This is a genomic window from Agrobacterium sp. 16-172Ci (assembly GCF_053522725.1).
On record NZ_JBNWBW010000023.1, the window covers coordinates 43,966 to 60,254 of the forward strand.

At 60.1% G+C, this 16,289-nt stretch carries 14 protein-coding genes; 8 read left to right on the forward strand and 6 right to left on the reverse strand.

The annotated features are described in order from the left end of the window. Window positions 1-193: 193 nt before the first annotated feature. A complete protein-coding gene (locus ACQZ40_RS19085) occupies window positions 194-376 on the forward strand; it encodes a hypothetical protein (protein ID WP_065657718.1) in 183 nt (60 codons plus the stop codon). 48 nt (window positions 377-424) lie between these two features. Here the strand turns inward: ACQZ40_RS19085 and ACQZ40_RS19090 are convergent, their stop codons facing one another. Beyond that, a complete protein-coding gene (locus ACQZ40_RS19090) occupies window positions 425-628 on the reverse strand; it encodes a CsbD family protein (protein ID WP_080858073.1) in 204 nt (67 codons plus the stop codon). A gap of 179 nt (window positions 629-807) precedes the next feature. Between ACQZ40_RS19090 and ACQZ40_RS19095 the strand changes: the two genes are divergently transcribed. The 5 genes from ACQZ40_RS19095 (at window position 808) to ACQZ40_RS19115 (ending at window position 7,168) form a co-directional block, all read left to right on the forward strand. After that, window positions 808-1,134 carry a GCG_CRPN prefix-to-repeats domain-containing protein gene (locus ACQZ40_RS19095; protein ID WP_020810616.1) on the forward strand — a complete coding sequence of 109 codons (327 nt, stop codon included), beginning with the start codon at window positions 808-810 and terminating at the stop codon, window positions 1,132-1,134. A 195-nt stretch (window positions 1,135-1,329) separates the two neighbouring features. Beyond that, window positions 1,330-2,025, forward strand: coding sequence for a superoxide dismutase (locus tag ACQZ40_RS19100; RefSeq protein ID WP_080858074.1), 696 nt, complete (start codon window positions 1,330-1,332; stop codon window positions 2,023-2,025). Window positions 2,026-2,139: 114 nt separating this feature from the next. Further along, window positions 2,140-3,129, forward strand: coding sequence for a Bug family tripartite tricarboxylate transporter substrate binding protein (locus ACQZ40_RS19105; RefSeq protein WP_080858075.1), 990 nt, complete (start codon window positions 2,140-2,142; stop codon window positions 3,127-3,129). A 459-nt stretch (window positions 3,130-3,588) separates the two neighbouring features. Continuing rightward, on the forward strand, window positions 3,589-5,379 hold the full coding sequence (locus ACQZ40_RS19110; protein WP_080858076.1) for an ABC transporter ATP-binding protein: 1,791 nt from the start codon (window positions 3,589-3,591) through the stop codon (window positions 5,377-5,379). Between the two features lie 181 nt (window positions 5,380-5,560). Next, window positions 5,561-7,168, forward strand: coding sequence for an ABC-F family ATP-binding cassette domain-containing protein (locus tag ACQZ40_RS19115; protein WP_080858077.1), 1,608 nt, complete (start codon window positions 5,561-5,563; stop codon window positions 7,166-7,168). Here ACQZ40_RS19115 and ACQZ40_RS19120 read toward each other — a convergent pair. From ACQZ40_RS19120 to ACQZ40_RS19135, 4 genes are read right to left on the reverse strand one after another with little or no spacing between them, the layout of a single operon-like run. Then, window positions 7,162-8,112: a Csu type fimbrial protein gene (locus ACQZ40_RS19120; RefSeq protein WP_080858222.1), complete on the reverse strand. Its 951-nt coding sequence runs from the start codon at window positions 8,110-8,112 to the stop codon at window positions 7,162-7,164. The genes ACQZ40_RS19115 and ACQZ40_RS19120 overlap by 7 nt on opposite strands. Next, on the reverse strand, window positions 8,109-10,547 hold the full coding sequence (locus tag ACQZ40_RS19125; RefSeq protein ID WP_448748471.1) for a fimbria/pilus outer membrane usher protein: 2,439 nt from the start codon (window positions 10,545-10,547) through the stop codon (window positions 8,109-8,111). Before ACQZ40_RS19125 ends, ACQZ40_RS19120 begins: the two co-directional genes overlap by 4 nt. Continuing rightward, window positions 10,519-11,238 (reverse strand): fimbrial biogenesis chaperone, encoded by a 720-nt coding sequence (locus ACQZ40_RS19130; protein WP_448748472.1) that lies wholly within the window; start codon window positions 11,236-11,238, stop codon window positions 10,519-10,521. The genes ACQZ40_RS19125 and ACQZ40_RS19130 overlap by 29 nt, the downstream gene beginning before the upstream one ends. Window positions 11,239-11,259: 21 nt before the next feature. Then, the gene (locus ACQZ40_RS19135) at window positions 11,260-11,757 is read right to left on the reverse strand and encodes a Csu type fimbrial protein (RefSeq protein ID WP_065657727.1); all 498 of its coding nucleotides are present in this window, start codon (window positions 11,755-11,757) and stop codon (window positions 11,260-11,262) included. Window positions 11,758-12,116: 359 nt separating this feature from the next. On the opposite strand from ACQZ40_RS19135, the gene ACQZ40_RS19140 reads away from it, so the two are divergent. Then, window positions 12,117-14,906 carry a bifunctional aconitate hydratase 2/2-methylisocitrate dehydratase gene (locus ACQZ40_RS19140; RefSeq protein ID WP_448748473.1) on the forward strand — a complete coding sequence of 930 codons (2,790 nt, stop codon included), beginning with the start codon at window positions 12,117-12,119 and terminating at the stop codon, window positions 14,904-14,906. A gap of 331 nt (window positions 14,907-15,237) precedes the next feature. Next, on the forward strand, window positions 15,238-15,873 hold the full coding sequence (gene catB, locus ACQZ40_RS19145; protein ID WP_448748474.1) for a type B chloramphenicol O-acetyltransferase: 636 nt from the start codon (window positions 15,238-15,240) through the stop codon (window positions 15,871-15,873). Window positions 15,874-15,937: 64 nt separating this feature from the next. Here catB and ACQZ40_RS19150 read toward each other — a convergent pair whose 3' ends face one another. Continuing rightward, the gene (locus ACQZ40_RS19150; protein WP_448748475.1) at window positions 15,938-16,264 is read right to left on the reverse strand and encodes a tetratricopeptide repeat protein; all 327 of its coding nucleotides are present in this window, start codon (window positions 16,262-16,264) and stop codon (window positions 15,938-15,940) included. Between the last annotated feature and the right edge of the window lie 25 nt (window positions 16,265-16,289).

The following is a 16,289-nucleotide window of genomic DNA, read 5'->3' on the forward strand; positions in this document are numbered from 1 at the left end:
GGTCGTTGCACAGCCGTGCATTTTTTGAACGGGCCGGCGGCGGTTCTAATGTCTTTCCATAACGCTTTCGTGACGGTTGCTACCGACAGCATCGCCGGCGCACACTGCCCGTGTGGCCGTTCGAAAGCGGGCCCTACTCAAGGCGTCGCCGGGCAGGTAGAGTGATCGCGATTGGATTGGAGGTAGGGGAGCGATGATTGCAGCCTATATCGACGAATTTATCATGTTTTGTGCCGGCCTGTGGATGACATGTGTCGGCTTCGGTTATCTGCCGCTGTCGAAAAACACGGTCAGTCAGCCGCCGGTTGTTCGTCACTTCAGATGGATGGGGCCTCTGCTGATCGTTATTGCTGCCGTTCTGGCCGCGGCCAGCTGACCGGAGAATCTTCCGCAAAGAAAAACCCCGCCGAAGCGGGGTCTTGTCTTACCAGGGCTGACGTCCATACCAGTCGTCGATGTCTTTCCTGGCCCGGTCCTTTTCGTAGCCGTAGCGCTCCTGAATCTTGCCTTCGAGCTGTTCGCGCTTGCCGTTGATGACGTCGAGGTCATCGTCAGTGAGTTTGCCCCACTGCTCCTTGACCTTGCCCTTCATCTGCTTCCAGTTGCCTTCAACGCGGTTCCAATCCATTGGTGCTCTCCCTTTTTTGGCTTGCACTGGTAAATGTCCGAACCTCCGCAGGGTTCCGCCGAGCGGCCGAAATGTTCGGCGTAACTGTGGCCTGCTGCCACGAAAAGATCACGATTCATTCAGCCGCAGTTCACCCGGCGGGGCGCTAAATCGTCTCATCCCACAAGGAGGGAGATAAGATGCGCAAGATGATTCTAACCGCCGGATTAATTCTCGGCGCCCTGTTCGGCACCGGCGCCAACGCCATGCCTGTCGGTCAACCGTCTGCACCTTCGGCATCCCACATTCAAAAGGTGGATTATGCCTGCGGCCGCGGCTTCCATTTGACTCCGCGCGGCTATTGCCGTCCGAACGGACCGCGTTATGAGCGCGGCTGGGACCGGCGCGACCGCTGGGAAGCTCGCCGTGAATGGCGCGAGCGTCAGGCCAGACGGGAATGGCGTGAGTGGCGCGACCGCAGAGATTATCGCGACTACCGCGATCGTCGCGATTATTATCGATACTGATCGGGCAAGGCCCTCTCTACGTCGGGAGGGCCTTTCTCATATGGCCTGGTGAGGGCCATCCGCTCTCGGGGAGGGTGTGAATACAGCGTCCCTGCTCCAAATCAGCATGGGCTTAGACAGAATTGCCTTCAATGTGAGGAAACCCTGACGGCAGTTCGGGGTTAGTCCCGTATCACCGTTCATAAGGAGGATACGATGGACATCACCAGACGCACGATTCTCACCGCCGGTGCAGCAACCGCCGCCGCTGCAATCTTTCCCCGCCCGCACGTCGCGCGTGCCGCACTGCCCTTGATGCAGCCCAAACTTCCTTTCGCCGAGGCCGATCTCGCGCCAGTGATTTCGGCGAAAACGGTGGGTCTTCATTATGGAAAACACCACAAGGCCTATTACGACAAGCTGAATGCGCTTGCCGCCGGCACGCCCTATGCCGACATGGAGCTGGCGGATATCGTGACGACATCCGCCAAGTCGAAAGAGGCGGCGGACGTCAAGATCTTCAACAATGCCGCACAGGCGTGGAACCATGTCGCCTATTGGGATCAGTTCGTACCGGGCGGGCCGAACCGGCCGACGGGCGATCTCGCCACTTCGGTAGACGAGACCTTCGGTGGCTATGATGGTTTCATCAAACGTGCGGTCGATGTCTCCGACACGGTCTTCGGCACCGGCTGGGTGTGGCTCACGCGCGGCGACGACGACCGGCTCGCGCTGATCGGATATGAGGACGGCAAAAATCCCGTCGCTGTGGGTCGCCCGGCCTATCTCGGCATCGACATATGGGAGCATGCCTATTACGTCGATTATGAAAATCGCAAGGCCGACCATATTCGCGCCGTGCTCGACAAGCTGGTTAACTGGCGGGTCGTCGAAGAACGCCTGAAATCATAACGATCCTCTTTCTCCTGAAACCTGCCGGCAGCGGCCGGCCGCCTGCGGGTTGCCCTGAGGTGCATTTTAGCTACTATGCGCCCATGGCGAGGAGGCCATGTTACAGGAGGGTTCATGATTTACCGGTCTTCAAAACGGCGCATGATTTTGAAACTTGCCGCTGCGGCGGTTTCTTTCGGTATGCTGGGAACGGCTGCGCTCGCGCAGGGTTTCCCCGATCGAACGATTACTCTGGTCGTTCCTTTCGCGGCGGGCGGCTCCACCGATGTGGTCGCGCGTGTTATCGCACAGAAGATGGGTGATGAGCTCGGCCAGCAGATCGTTGTTGAAAATGTCGCCGGGGCCGGCGGCAATCTCGGTGCCGACCGCGTGGCCCGCGCCGATCCTGACGGTTATACGATCCTGATGGGAACGGTTGCCACCCACGCCCTCAACCCGCTCATTCTCAAGACCAAGCCTTACGATCCGGAAAAGGATTTCACGCCGGTTTCGCTGCTCGTGGTGGTGCCGAATGTGCTGGTCGTCAATCCGAAGCTCAACGTCAACAGCGTGGCGGAACTGATTGCCCTCTTGAAGGCCGAGCCGGACAAACATGCCTACGCCTCTTCCGGCAATGGCACCCCGCTGCATCTTTCCGGCGAACTTTTCAAGAGCATGGCCGGCGTCAGCATGCAGCATGTTCCCTACAAGGGTGCAGGCCCGGCGCTCAACGATCTGCTCGGCAATCAGATTTCCATCATGTTCGACAATCTGCCGTCTTCGTCCGGACATATCAAATCCGGCACGTTGCGGGCGCTCGGCGTCACGACCAAGGAGCGCGCCTCGTCCTTCCCGGATCTGCCGACAATCGCCGAGACGGTGCCGGGTTATGAGACCTACACCTGGAATGCGCTCTTTGCGCCTGCCGGCACGCCGGCCGAGGTGGTCGACAAGCTGAATGCCGCGGCCAAAAAGGCGCTTGCCGATCCGGGAGTTGCCGCACGCATGGCGGAGTTCAGCGCCAAGATCGTCGCCTCTTCGCCGGATGAGCTGAAAACCCACGTTGCTGCGGAAATCGCCAAGTGGGGACCGGTGGTCAAGGACGCGAATGTGCAGATGGACTGACCGGTAACGGCAGATACCATCCTCATTTTCCGCCACACATCCTGCCGGTTGCGGACGGAAATAACGACCTGACGAAATCGTGGCCGATGCCGTTGTCGCATCGGCCGCGATTCATAGTGACGCACCCAACCGGTGTGGCCATTCCGCATCACTCACCAGCCGGTTGCAAAAACCCGCTTGGCAAGCTCCAACGGCTGAGTTACAAATCTCACTACCGCGTCAGATCGAACAAAGGGAGGCGTTGCATGACACCAGCATTCTTCGAAACCCTCCCGCAGGGAATGACCCGACACTAGGTCATATCCATTAGCGGCCCGCCATCGCGCGCCCGACATGCGGTTTTACTTCCCCCATAGCCCGATTGATCTGACGGGATCACTTCGTCTCCCGCCCGGGCTGTGCCATCCAACTTCCGTTTTGAGGACCGGTCGCCGATTACATGGCGCTGGGCTGGTAAAAATGACTCGCAAGAAGCTCGATTTCCGCGCCGATGCCTATCGACATGTGCTCGGCTTTGTTTTCAACCATTGGCGTCATCGGCCGGCGCTGGTGGGTTTCATCATCGTTCTGGTGATTGCCAGCACGCTGGCCGAAGTGATGGTGCCGGTCTTTTCCGGCCAGATCGTCGATGCCATTGCCGGTGGCAACGGGGCAGACAAGGCGCTGCGCGCCTTCGTCATTGTGGTGGCGCTGGGGCTGGTGAGCGTTGTGCTGCGCTGGTTCATATTCAACGGCATCATCCGGTTGACGTTGAAAATCATGGCGGATGTCGCCAATAACGGCTTCCACAAGGTGCAGCGCTTCTCCACCGACTGGCATGCGAACAGCTTCGCCGGCTCCACGGTCCGCAAGATCACGCGCGGCATGTGGGCGCTGGATTCGCTGAACGACCTGCTGCTCGTCGCGCTTTTGCCATCCATCGTCATGCTGGTGGGCGCCACCATCGTGCTCGGCAGCTACTGGCCGGTCATGGGCCTGATCGTCGGTCTCGGATCGCTGATCTATATCGGCGTTACGGTCGGCCTTTCCATGGGATATGTGTCGCCGGCGGCAAGGCTTGCCAATGCCTGGGATACCAGACTTGGCGGCGCGCTGGCGGATGCCATCAGCTGCAATTCGGTGGTCAAGGCCTTCGGTGCCGAGACCCGCGAAGAAACGCGGCTGGGCCATGTGCTGGTGAAGTGGGACAACCGCACGCGCAGGACATGGAAGCGTGGCACGCTGAACGGCACGATCCAAAGCTTCATGATGGTCTCCATGCAGGCCGGCATTCTGGGTACGGGCCTCATCATGTGGCAAAAGGGGCTGGCGACGCCGGGCGACATTACCTTCGTGCTTGCGATGTTCTTCGTGCTGCAGGGTTATCTGCGCGATGTGGGGCAGGATATCCGCAACCTGCAACGCGCCGTCAACGACATGGAAGAGCTGGTGCTGCTGGACAAGATGCCGCTCGGCATCGAGGACAGGCCGGATGCGGGGCCTATCAAAATTGGAAAGGGCGAGATCGTCTTCGATCACGTTACCTTCCAGTATGGCGCGCATCCCACGCCGCTTTACGATGACTTTTCGGTCACCATCAAGGCGGGTGAACGGGTGGGTCTGGTCGGCCATTCCGGTTCGGGCAAGACAACCTTCGTCAAGCTCATCCAGCGGCTTTACGACATCAAGTCGGGCGCGATCCGCATCGACGGCCAGAATATCGCAGGCGTCACGCAATCGAGCCTGCGCGGCCAGATCGCCATCGTGCAGCAGGAGCCCATCCTGTTCCACCGCACGCTGGCGGAAAACATCGCTTACGGCCGGCCGGACGCCACGCGGCGTCAGATCGAGCAGGCGGCGAAACAGGCCAGCGCCCATGATTTCATCATGTCCCTTCCCAAGGGTTATGAGACGATGGTGGGCGAACGCGGTGTCAAGCTGTCCGGCGGTGAGCGTCAGCGTGTCGCCATCGCCCGTGCATTCCTTGCGGATGCGCCGGTGCTGATACTGGACGAGGCCACTTCCAGCCTCGACAGCGAAAGCGAAGTGCAGATCCAGCAGGCGATGGAACGGCTGATGGTCGGCCGCACCACACTCGTCATCGCCCATCGGCTCTCCACTGTCCGGGCGCTGGACCGGCTGCTTGTCTTCGACAAGGGCAGGATTGTCGAAGAGGGTGATCATCAGGCGCTGATCCGCCTCAATGACGGCATCTACCGCCGGCTGTTCGAACGGCAGGCGCTGGAGCTGACCAAGGGCCTGGTGGCCTGAAAAAACCAAACGCCGGGGGTATCCTCCCGGCGTTCCCTTCCCGAACATTGACCCCGCGCCACGAACACGCCGCTTTTTTCGCGTAAGTGGGTGTTCTGCGCAACACCAACAGGACGGTGAACCATGGATTTCCACCCGATCACAAAGCCGCAACGCCTTGTCATCAGGGGAACCCATATCCATGCCGCATTCCATCACTCTCTCGGACCTCTCGTGGTCGACACCTGACGGTCATCCGCTCTTTTCCGACATCAATCTTCGCTTCGGACCTGAACGCACCGGCCTCGTCGGGCGCAACGGTGTCGGCAAGACAACGCTTCTGAAACTGATCGCCGGCGAACTGTCGCCGTCCGCGGGCACGGTGTCCGTCTCGGGCAGCGTCAATCTGCTGCGCCAGAGCGTGCAGGTCGTGTCCGACGAGACCGTCGCCGACCTGTTCGAAGCGCGCGATGCGCTGGAGGCGCTTGCCCGTGCGCAGGCGGGAACGGCCACTCTGGAAGAGCTTGAAGACATCGACTGGATGCTGGAGGAGAAAATTGCCGGAGCGCTCGCGCAGGTCGGGCTGGACGCCTTGCCCTCCACGCCGCTTTCGGCGCTATCCGGCGGCCAGCGCACGCGGGCCGCACTTGCGGCTCAAATTCATGCCGCGCCGGATTTCCTGATCCTCGACGAACCGACCAACAATCTCGACCGGGACGGACGCATTTTCGTTGCCGATTTTCTGGCGGGCTGGCGCGGCGGAGCGATCGTCGTCAGCCATGATCGGGAGCTTCTCGAAACCCTCGATGCAATTGTGGAAATGACCACGCTCGGCGCCACCCGCTACGGCGGCAACTGGAGCCACTATCGCGCACAAAAAGCGCTGGAACTTGCCGCCGCCGAACAGGACTTCGCGAATGCGGAAAAACGTCTGTCGGATGTCAAGCGCCGGTCGCAGGAAGCCTTGGAGCGCAAGGCTCGCCGTGATAGCAGGGGTGCTGCAAAAGCGGCGAGGGGAGACATGCCCCGTATCCTTGTCGGTGCGATGAAAAGGCGTGCCGAAAAGACGAGCGGCGACAATGCCAATCTGGCCAGCCGCCTGACAGCCGAGGCGACCGAAGACCTGAAGACGGCGCGCGAGCGGATCGAAATCCTGCAGGGCGTCAGTGTCACATTGCCGCCCAGCGGGCTGCACGCGACAAAAACCGTGCTCAGCCTGCAAAATCTGACTGCGGGATATCAGGCCGAACACCCCGTGCTTCGCGATCTGTCCTTCGAGATCATCGGACCGCAACGGGTTGCCGTCACCGGTCCGAACGGATCGGGAAAAACGACGCTGCTTTCGGTGATCACCGGGGAATTGCCGCCATTCGAAGGCGCGGTGCATATCGGGGTGAAGGCTGTGTTTCTCGACCAGCAGGTCAGCCTGCTCGACGCGAGCCTGTCCATCCGCGACAACTTCCTTCGGCTTAACCCTAAGGCCGGGGAGAATGCCTGCCGCTCCGCGCTTGCGCGCTTCATGTTTCGTGCCGATGCCGCCTTGCAGATCGTTTCAACGCTCTCGGGCGGGCAGATGCTCAGGGCCGGTCTCGCCTGTGTTCTGGGAGGCCCGCAGCCTCCGCAATTGCTGATCCTCGACGAGCCGACCAACCATCTGGATATCGATTCCATCGCGGCCGTGGAGGCTGGCCTTCAGGCCTATGACGGCGCCTTGCTGGCGGTCAGCCACGATGAGGCTTTCCTCGCCGCCATTGGCATCGAAAGGCGGCTGGAACTTGGGAAGTCAGAGATGCGTTCAGGCGCTCAGTAGTTCACCGTCACGACGACCGTATCGGAGTAGTTTCCCGGCGCTGGCGTGTTCTGCGCCGGGACGCGGCCATAGACTGTCAATGTCTGCAGGCTGCCCGTTCCGGTGCCGGTGGCTATTTCGCCCGCCGCACTTCCCCAGACATACGTGCGGTTCACATCGCGGTAGAGACCATAGGTTATCGAACCACCCGCCTGCACCATCTGGCGCGTGGCGGGCGGGCTGTTGCTCAGGCCGCCATTGAGCGCCACACTGTAGCTCAGATTGGTGGTGCAGGTCAGATTGATCGCTCCGGTCGCATTGACTGCCGTGTTCAGCACCCCGTGACTGCCGAAATCGATGTTCTGGGCCGAGATGATGCAGGTGGGCGCCACGGCGGCCGACACGTTGAACGGCACCTGCGTGGGGTTCTGGGTCACGGAAGAGCAGCTCGGTGCAAGCAGGGTAAAGGTCGTATAGGTGAAGCTCGTTTCCGCGCCGGCGAAGCTGGAAAGATAAAGGCCGCGCGCTGCCGAGGCCTGACCGGCGTTGATCCGGCCATAGACCGTGCGGCTCGTGGTGTTGATCAGGAGCGGCAGTGCCATATCGATTGGCGGAGGCGAGCCGAGTGCGGGCTGCGTGACCGATCCCCATGAGGTTGTCCGCGCCGAGTTCTGGTAAAGCTGATAATTGAGGATGTTGCTGCCCTGAAGCATGCGACGGATGCCGCCCGACTGCCCGCCGCTTCCGGCATTGATGTTGGGGCAGATGCGGATGGAAAGCGCCAGCGACAGGGGATTGGAGCAGGTGACTGACAATGTCGCCGTCGTGTCCACGGCGCTGCCGCTTGCAAGATTGACGAAACCGAAATTCATATCCGACATGCTGAAGGTGCAGCTTTGCGCCAGTGCCGGTGAAGCCGGGAGGAGAGCGGCGATGGCAAGGGCGGTGCGGGTCAGGACCTTCATGGAATGCTCCTGCATAGGGTTTCGAAAGTTGCGCGTGAATTGCCGGCGGAAGGCACGGTGATCTGGGCTTCGCATTCGCCCTTCGTCGGCTGCATGATGCGGAGCCGATGCGTCTTGCTGATATTGTCGAGATAGGCCTGTCCGTCATAACCGACGATGAAATCGCGCTTGCCGTCGATTTTGCCGGTCGATCCGGTTTCGATGAATTCGCCGCTCTCGTCTTTCAGCGTCACCAGCGCCACCTGACCCTCGGTTTCCACCTTGAAATTGACCACCGCGCCGGCCTGTTGCGTCGGCCTGACCGTCTGTTTCGTCCGGTCGATGCGGGCGTCGACCGGAAGATTGCTCGGATCGAGCGTGATGTTGTTGACGTCATAGGAGCGCAGGTTCGGAAGCAATATCTTGCCGCGGCGGTTGGTCTGGCCGATGGGGCGGTTTTCCAAAAGGATATCGACACCGGGCGCGCCCGCATCCACCACGGCGAAAGCGTCATCGATCCGGTTGCCGACAAAGACATCGCCGCCGGCGAGCGCTATCGATCCTTCGATCTGCGCATAGGCCTGTGTTGTGCGGTTGAATTGGTCGACGCCGGCCGAAACGCGCGCGGCGCTGCCGCGGTAGCTGCCGGAAACGGAGGCGATGTCGTTGCCGCCGGTCGAGCCGCGCAAACGCCAGCCATAACTTCCCTCGGCCTGCTCTTCGGATTTGCCGACCTCGGCCGTCAGCGAATATCCATCCGCATCCGACGACATGCCGGCCGAGCCGGAGACGCCGCCGCCGAACGACCAGGAGAGGCCCGCGAAGATGCCGTAGGATTTGTTGTCCTCGAGGTCCTTGTAGGCGGTGATGAAAATATTGCCGTTCTCGCCGAACGGCCGCGTGGCGGAAAGGCCGAGCAGCCGTGATCGTCTTTCATCGAATGTTTCGAGTTCCGTATAGGAGAAATTGAGGCTGGTCTCATCGAAACCGAGCTGGGTGGAAACGGAAATCTGGTCGAGGGCACGCGGCGGCCGCGCGCTCAGCAGCCCGGATGCCGTGCGGATATCGGACAGGTCGGCGGAGACAGAGGCCATATCGTGATAATCGCCGAATGTCCTTTGTGACCGTGCGTGAAATTTTACCCCCAGCAATTCCGCTTCGACGCTTGCGGAGAGCTGATAACCGCTTTCCGCGCCAAAGCGGCTCGATGCGCCCGAAACCGCCGCCAATCCCTGCGCTCCAAGGGTGAAGACGCCGCCAAAGCCGATATTGTAGAAATTCTCGCCGCCTTCCGCATGGCCTTCCAGCGTCAGACTGTCCGACACGCCATAACGCAGCGTCGCAGACCCCAGCGGCCTGTCATCGTAATCGAATGACGAGGTTCCGTAATTGCGCCGGGCAAAGCCAAGCTCGGCCGAAAAATCGATGAGGCCCTGCGCCAGCAGATCCGGTGAAGCATAAAAGGGCGTTTCGGACACGGTTTCGCGCCCAAGCGCATCCCGCACCACCAGCCGCGCATTGCCCGCGCCGCTGATGACAGGGAGATTGGTGATCGAGAACGGCCCTTCGGGAACATCCTGCGACAGGCGGCGGACATTGTTGACGTAGACGTCGACGGTGGAGGGCACGGCAGCGGAACCGGCAAATTCCGGCATCGGCATGGTGACGATATCCGGACGCAGGTCGAAATTGCGGCGTATCTGCAGGCCGCCCAACCGTGTCGGGCGTGTCCAGCTCAGCCCGCCGGTGATGAGATCGCCGGCCCGATAGCTCGTCAGCGTGTCCTCGTCCGAATAGCTCCAGGTGGTATCGAGACGCTGCGTATCGAACTCCGACAGGCGCGATGTGCTCAGAACCTGCGATGAGGAGAGCACGCCGAGCGGACCGAAGGCCCTGCTTTCCAAAAGGGCCGAGACGCCGTTGAAATCGGCGATATCCGACCATTTGTTGCCGCCGGAAGAACCGTAGATCGTGTAATTCACCAGACCTCCAAAATCGCTTGTGGCCTTTTCCCGGGTCTCTTCGTCCTGCTTCTGCGCAATCTTGCCGGAGGCGTCGATCACCCTGTTCGCCCGCGCCGCCATCGGCAGGGTGAAATGCATGGACTGGGTGCCTTCATCGTAGCGCGCCACAACATCCGGCAGCCGGGAAATATCGATCCAGCCATCATCGCCGGCAGCGCTTTCAACCGGGGAAATCCCGATATTGGTCAGCTGTTCCGGCTCGATGAGAAACGATCCGGCGTCGTTTTGACGAAATGTGGCGATCAGTTCTGTCGAAACATCGTTGATGTAGACTTCGAGCTGCAACTGTCCCGCTTCTTTTGCGGCAAAAGAGGCCGGTTGCGCCGCAGGGGGTATATCCTGCGCCACGGAGAAATTGCCCGATGAAATGACCGTCAGAGCGGCAATCGTCAAAACGGCGAGATCAGCCGCCCGAGACGCGCGCCGTCGCATTGACGGGGCCGCCTTCGCTGTCTGCCGAAATCTTCAGCGTGCCGCCGCCTTTTTTGCCGCCCGTTGCCGGAACCACAAAGCTTGCGGCGGATCCGCCAAGCACATATCCCACCAGCCCCTGCTGCCGGGCAAGCGCCTGCCCGTTGCTACCGGAAAGCATCAGGTTGGCGATCCTTATGCGCTTTGCGCCCGTATTGGACACCGAGACCCGGTAGCCATTGCCCTGCGGCGTTATCTTCCACGCAGGTTCTGCGTCGCCTGTGGAGGCGGGTGAGAAGAAAACGGGTATGGAGTGGCGCACCACCAGATTGACCGTGCCGGATTGCGGTCTTCCCGCCGGCGGCAATTCGTCGACGATGACGCGGTAACTCTCTTCGGCCCTGAGCGGCGTCTTGGAAAGGCGGACGATGCGGATAAGGTTTTCGGCGCCTCCCTTCAGCTGCGTCATCGGCGGGCTGGCGACGACGTCCTGCGCTGCCGTATAGACGTCCTGCCCGTTCTGCTGGGTCCAGCGGAATATCCTGACCTGAACGTTGATCGGGGTTTTCGCATCGTTCCAGATGCGGAGGCTGGAGGCCGCCGTGGGCGCTTTGAGATCCAGAAGCACGGGTGCGACCCGTAGCGATGCAGACTGTGAAGGTGAAACACTCAAACCGGCAAAAAACGCAGCCGCTAAGGTAAAAACACGCATGCGCGATCCTCCCTGTGGCGATCAGTAGTTGAGCGTGGCCGTCACCGTATCGGTATAGACGCCGACCGCGGGTGTCGTCTGGGCAGGAACGCGCCCATAGACCGTGAATGTCTGCGGCGCCCCGGTTCCGGTTCCCGTTTGCCGGTCCGTTCCCACGGTGTTCCCCCACACCGTGCTATGTGCCGCAGTCGTATAAAGCGAGTAGGAAATGGTCGCGCCCGCAGGCGATGTCATCAGACGGTTGGCGACCGTCGCCCCCGAGCCGGCACCGGCGCTGAGACCCAGGCTGAAGGGTGTGCTGGCCGTGCATTGAACGACAATATTGCTGGTCGCATCGATATTGCTGCCGATCACACCATTGGTGCCGAAATTGAGGTTGCCGGCGGAATTGATCTGGCACGCCGCCTGAATGGTGATCTGGACGTTGAAATTCGTCGTGGCGACCTGCGCGACGCCCGATGCCGGTGTAAGGACCAGTGCCGCAAATGATAATAAATAGCCTGATGCTGCAAACTTCATGCTGCCTCCCCAAGCTGCTGCGCTGCTGATTTTCCGATGCGCAACATGGAATTACTCCAATAACGGGTAATTAGAATAATCTAATACTCGCGCCGATTTGGTTAATAAATCCTTAATGGGGGAGGCCTGAAAAACCACTGGCTGAAATGCAGTACGCGCCACAATCAAAAGTGTCGCGACGTGGTTGCAAAGCACAGGATCGACGCTAAATCCCGTCTACGAGTTTTTTACTGAAATGCGACATCTTGTCAGCCGGCCCCGGTTGGCGTACTCGAAATCGATAGAAACCCGGGCCGATCAACAGTACCGTTCGGTGACGCTGCGTTCGGCTCCATAGACATCATGACGTTGGGATTGCGATGAACCTTTACTTGGATTACCTGGCTGAAATCAAAAGCAGAGAACCACAGGGTCTCGCGCCCAAGCCGATCGATGACGGTGCGTTGACCGCCGAAATCATCGAACTGATCAAGGATGCAGGTAGCGAACACCGCGCCGATGCCCTGAAGTTTTTCATCTATAACACATTGCCGGGAACCACGAGCGCCGCCGGCGTGAAGGCTGCGTTTCTGAAGCAGATCATCCTCGGCGACGTCATCATCCCTGAGATCACCCCGACCTTCGCGCTGGAACTGCTGTCGCACATGAAGGGCGGCCCGTCGATCAAGGTGCTGCTCGACATCGCGCTCGGCAACGATGCTGAAATCGCCTCCAAGGCGGGTGAAGTGCTGAAGACCCAGGTCTTCCTTTACGATGCCGACATGTTCCGCCTGCGGGATGCCTACAAGGCCGGCAACGCCATCGCCAAGGCCGTGCTGGAAAGCTACGCCAAGGCCGAATTCTTCACCAAGCTTCCGGATGTCGAAGACGAGATCAAGATCGTCACCTTCATCGCCGCCGAAGGCGATATTTCCACCGACCTCCTGTCTCCCGGCAATCAGGCGCATTCGCGCTCCGACCGCCAGCTGCACGGCCAGTGTATGATCTCGCCGGAAGCGCAGGCGCAAATCGTCGCGCTGCAGAAGCAGCATCCCGACAAGCGGGTGATGATGATCGCCGAAAAGGGCACGATGGGCGTTGGCTCCTCGCGCATGTCGGGCGTCAATAACGTGGCGCTGTGGACCGGCAAGCAGGCCAGCCCCTACGTGCCCTTCGTCAACTATGCCCCCATCGTTGCGGGCACCAACGGCATTTCGCCCATTTTCGCCACCACCGTCGACGTGACGGGTGGCATCGGCGTCAATCTGAAGAACTGGGTGAAGAAGCTCGGTGAAGACGGCAAGCCGATCCTCAACAATGACGGCAACCCCATCCTCGAGCAGAAATATTCGGTCGAGACCGGCACGGTCCTCAAGATCGACGCCAAGAATCGCAAGCTGCGGGACGAAAACGGCACCGAGCTGGTCGACCTCGCTTCGTCCTTCACGCCCCAGAAGATGGAATTCATGAAGGCGGGCAGCTCTTACGCCATCGTCTTTGGCAAGAAGCTCCAGACTTTTGCCGCTGAAACGCTTGGCGTCGAGGCGACCCCTGTCTTTGCACCGAACAAGGAAATTTCGATCGAAGGCCAGGGCCTCACGGCCGTCGAGAAGATTTTTAACCGCAACGCCGTTGGCGTGACGCCTGGCAAGGTGTTGCACGCCGGCTCCGACGTTCGCGTCAAGGTCAACATCGTCGGCTCGCAGGATACGACCGGTCTGATGACCGCGCAGGAACTGGAAGCGATGGCGGCGACCGTCATTTCGCCGCTGGTGGACGGCGCCTATCAGTCCGGCTGCCACACGGCGTCCGTCTGGGACAAGAAGGCTCAGGCCAACACGCCGAAGCTCATGGCCTTCATGCACAATTTCGGCGTCATCACCGGCCGTGATCCGAAGGGCGTCTATCACTCTATGACAGACGTGATCCACAAGGTGCTGAACGACATCACCGTTGATGACCGGGCAATCATCATCGGCGGCGACAGCCACACCCGCATGTCCAAGGGCGTCGCCTTCGGTGCGGACTCCGGAACCGTCGCGCTTGCGCTCGCCACGGGCGAGGCGACCATGCCGATCCCGCAGTCGGTCAAGGTCACCTTCAAGGGAACGATGCAGCCCTACATGGACTTCCGCGACGTTGTGCACGCGACGCAGGCGCAGATGCTGCAGCAGCACGGCGACAACGTGTTCCAGGGCCGTATCATCGAAGTCCATCTCGGAACGCTGCTTGCCGACCAGGCTTTCACCTTCACCGACTGGACGGCCGAAATGAAGGCCAAGGCGTCGATCTGCATTTCCGAAGACGAAACGCTGATCGAGTCGCTGGAGATCGCCAAGTCGCGCATCCAGATCATGATCGACAAGGGCATGGACAATGCCGCACAGGCGCTTAAAGGCCTGATTGCGAAGGCGGATCAGCGCATTGCGGAAATCCGTTCCGGTGAAGTTCCAGCATTGAAGCCTGACGCGAATGCGAAATATTTCGCTGAAGTCGTCGTCGATCTCGATGTCATCAACGAACCGATGATCGCCGATCCAGACGTCAACAACAACGACGTTTCGCGACGCTACACGCACGATACGATCCGTCCGGTTTCCTATTATGGCGCTACCAAGAAGGTCGATCTCGGCTTCGTGGGCTCGTGCATGGTGCACAAGGGCGACGTGAAGATCGTCGCGCAGATGTTGCGCAACATCGAAAAGACCGAAGGCAAGGTCGAATTCAAGGCTCCGCTCGTCGTTGCCGCGCCGACCTACAACATCATCGACGAGCTGAAGGCGGAAGGGGATTGGGAAATCCTACAGAAATATTCCGGCTTCGAATTCGATGATATCAATCCGAAGACAACGAACCGGACCGAATACGAAAACATCCTCTATCTGGAGCGCCCGGGCTGCAACCTGTGCATGGGCAACCAGGAAAAGGCGGCGAAGGGTGACACGGTTCTGGCAACCTCGACGCGTCTCTTCCAGGGCCGTGTCGTTGAAGACAGTGCCGAAAAGAAAGGTGAATCGCTTCTGGCCTCGACACCGGTCGTGGTGCTGTCCGCCATTCTCGGACGTACGCCGAGCATCGAGGAGTATCGTTCCGCCGTCGAGGGCATCGACCTGACGAAGTTCGCTCCGCCGAAGACGACGCCGATCGATTCCCAGTCGGTGCATTACTGAGATCGTGATTATCGCGGTGCGTGGGCTACAGGCTCCGCGATGGCGATGCACTGAAAACGCCGAATGAACGTGGACAGCGGGGAGAAATCCCCGCTGTTTTTTATGGGTGGCGGTGCTCCGACCCGACCATTGGAGACTGGCGACATGTCTCGGCTTGGCCTTCGCCTCTTTTTGCGGTAACCAGACTGAATGATAAAAGCATCGAGTATCACCTGCATCTAGCTCCCGCCGCAGCGCGAGGAGCATCGAGCGAAAAGCCGACAGGCTTGGCGCTCGGCGTCGGCTTGTCTGAAGGCAAGCGAATGCGAACATATGCAGTGAGATTACTCCAATGGAAAATTACTTCGAAAGCCCGTTCCGGGGCATCACGCTTGACAAGCAGGTCAGGAACCCGAACCTCGTGGTCGGGAAATACAGCTATTATTCCGGCTATTATCGCGGCCACAGTTTTGAGGATTGCGCCCGTTATCTGCTGCCGGATGAAGGCGCGGACAGGCTGGTGATCGGAAGCTTCTGCTCGATCGGTTCGGGCGCCGCCTTCATCATGGCCGGCAATCAGGGCCATCGCAACGAGTGGATCAGCACCTTCCCGTTCTTCTTCATGCCGGAGGTGCCGGAATTCGAGAATGCCGGCAACGGTTATCTGCCGGCGGGCGATACCGTCATCGGCAACGATGTCTGGATAGGCTCGGAAGCGATCATCATGCCCGGCATCACGGTCGGCGATGGCGCCGTGGTCGGAACGCGGGCGCTGGTGACGAAGAATGTCGAACCCTATGCCATCGTCGGCGGCAACCCCGCAAAAACGATCCGCAAGCGGTTCGATGACGACAGCATCGCCATGCTGCTCGAGATGAAATGGTGGGATTGGCCGGCGGCACGGCTGAAAGCGGCAATGCCGCTTATGACCAGCGGCAATGTCGCCGAGCTTTATCGGTTCTGGCGATCCGATAAGCCGCAGCCGTAAAAATGCCCGGCCCGTTTCATGGAGGCGGGCCGGACCTCTCTGACGATAGGCGTTGAGGCTCTCGTCAACGGACGCCTTTCAGGGTGCGTGACCGCAAACGTCGCAGCCGGACCTCCATCTGCCTCTTTGCCTGAATGTCGCCACGCCTGACGGCCACCGCGATGCCTTCCAACCATGCCGCAATGGCGCCGTCGTCATCTCCCAGCCGTGCGCGACATTCGCCGAGTTCGGCCCAAACCGCGGAATAGTCGGGATCCTGCCGGATGGCCTCCTGGAGATGAAGCGCGGCAACTTCGAACTGCCCGGCCGCCTTGAGCGTCTTTGCGATTGAAAAGCGCAGGAGCGGACTGTCCCGTCCGTCTTCCAGCATCCTCATGAGTTTTTCGATCATCATTTTCCCGTTGCGATGGTGAAGC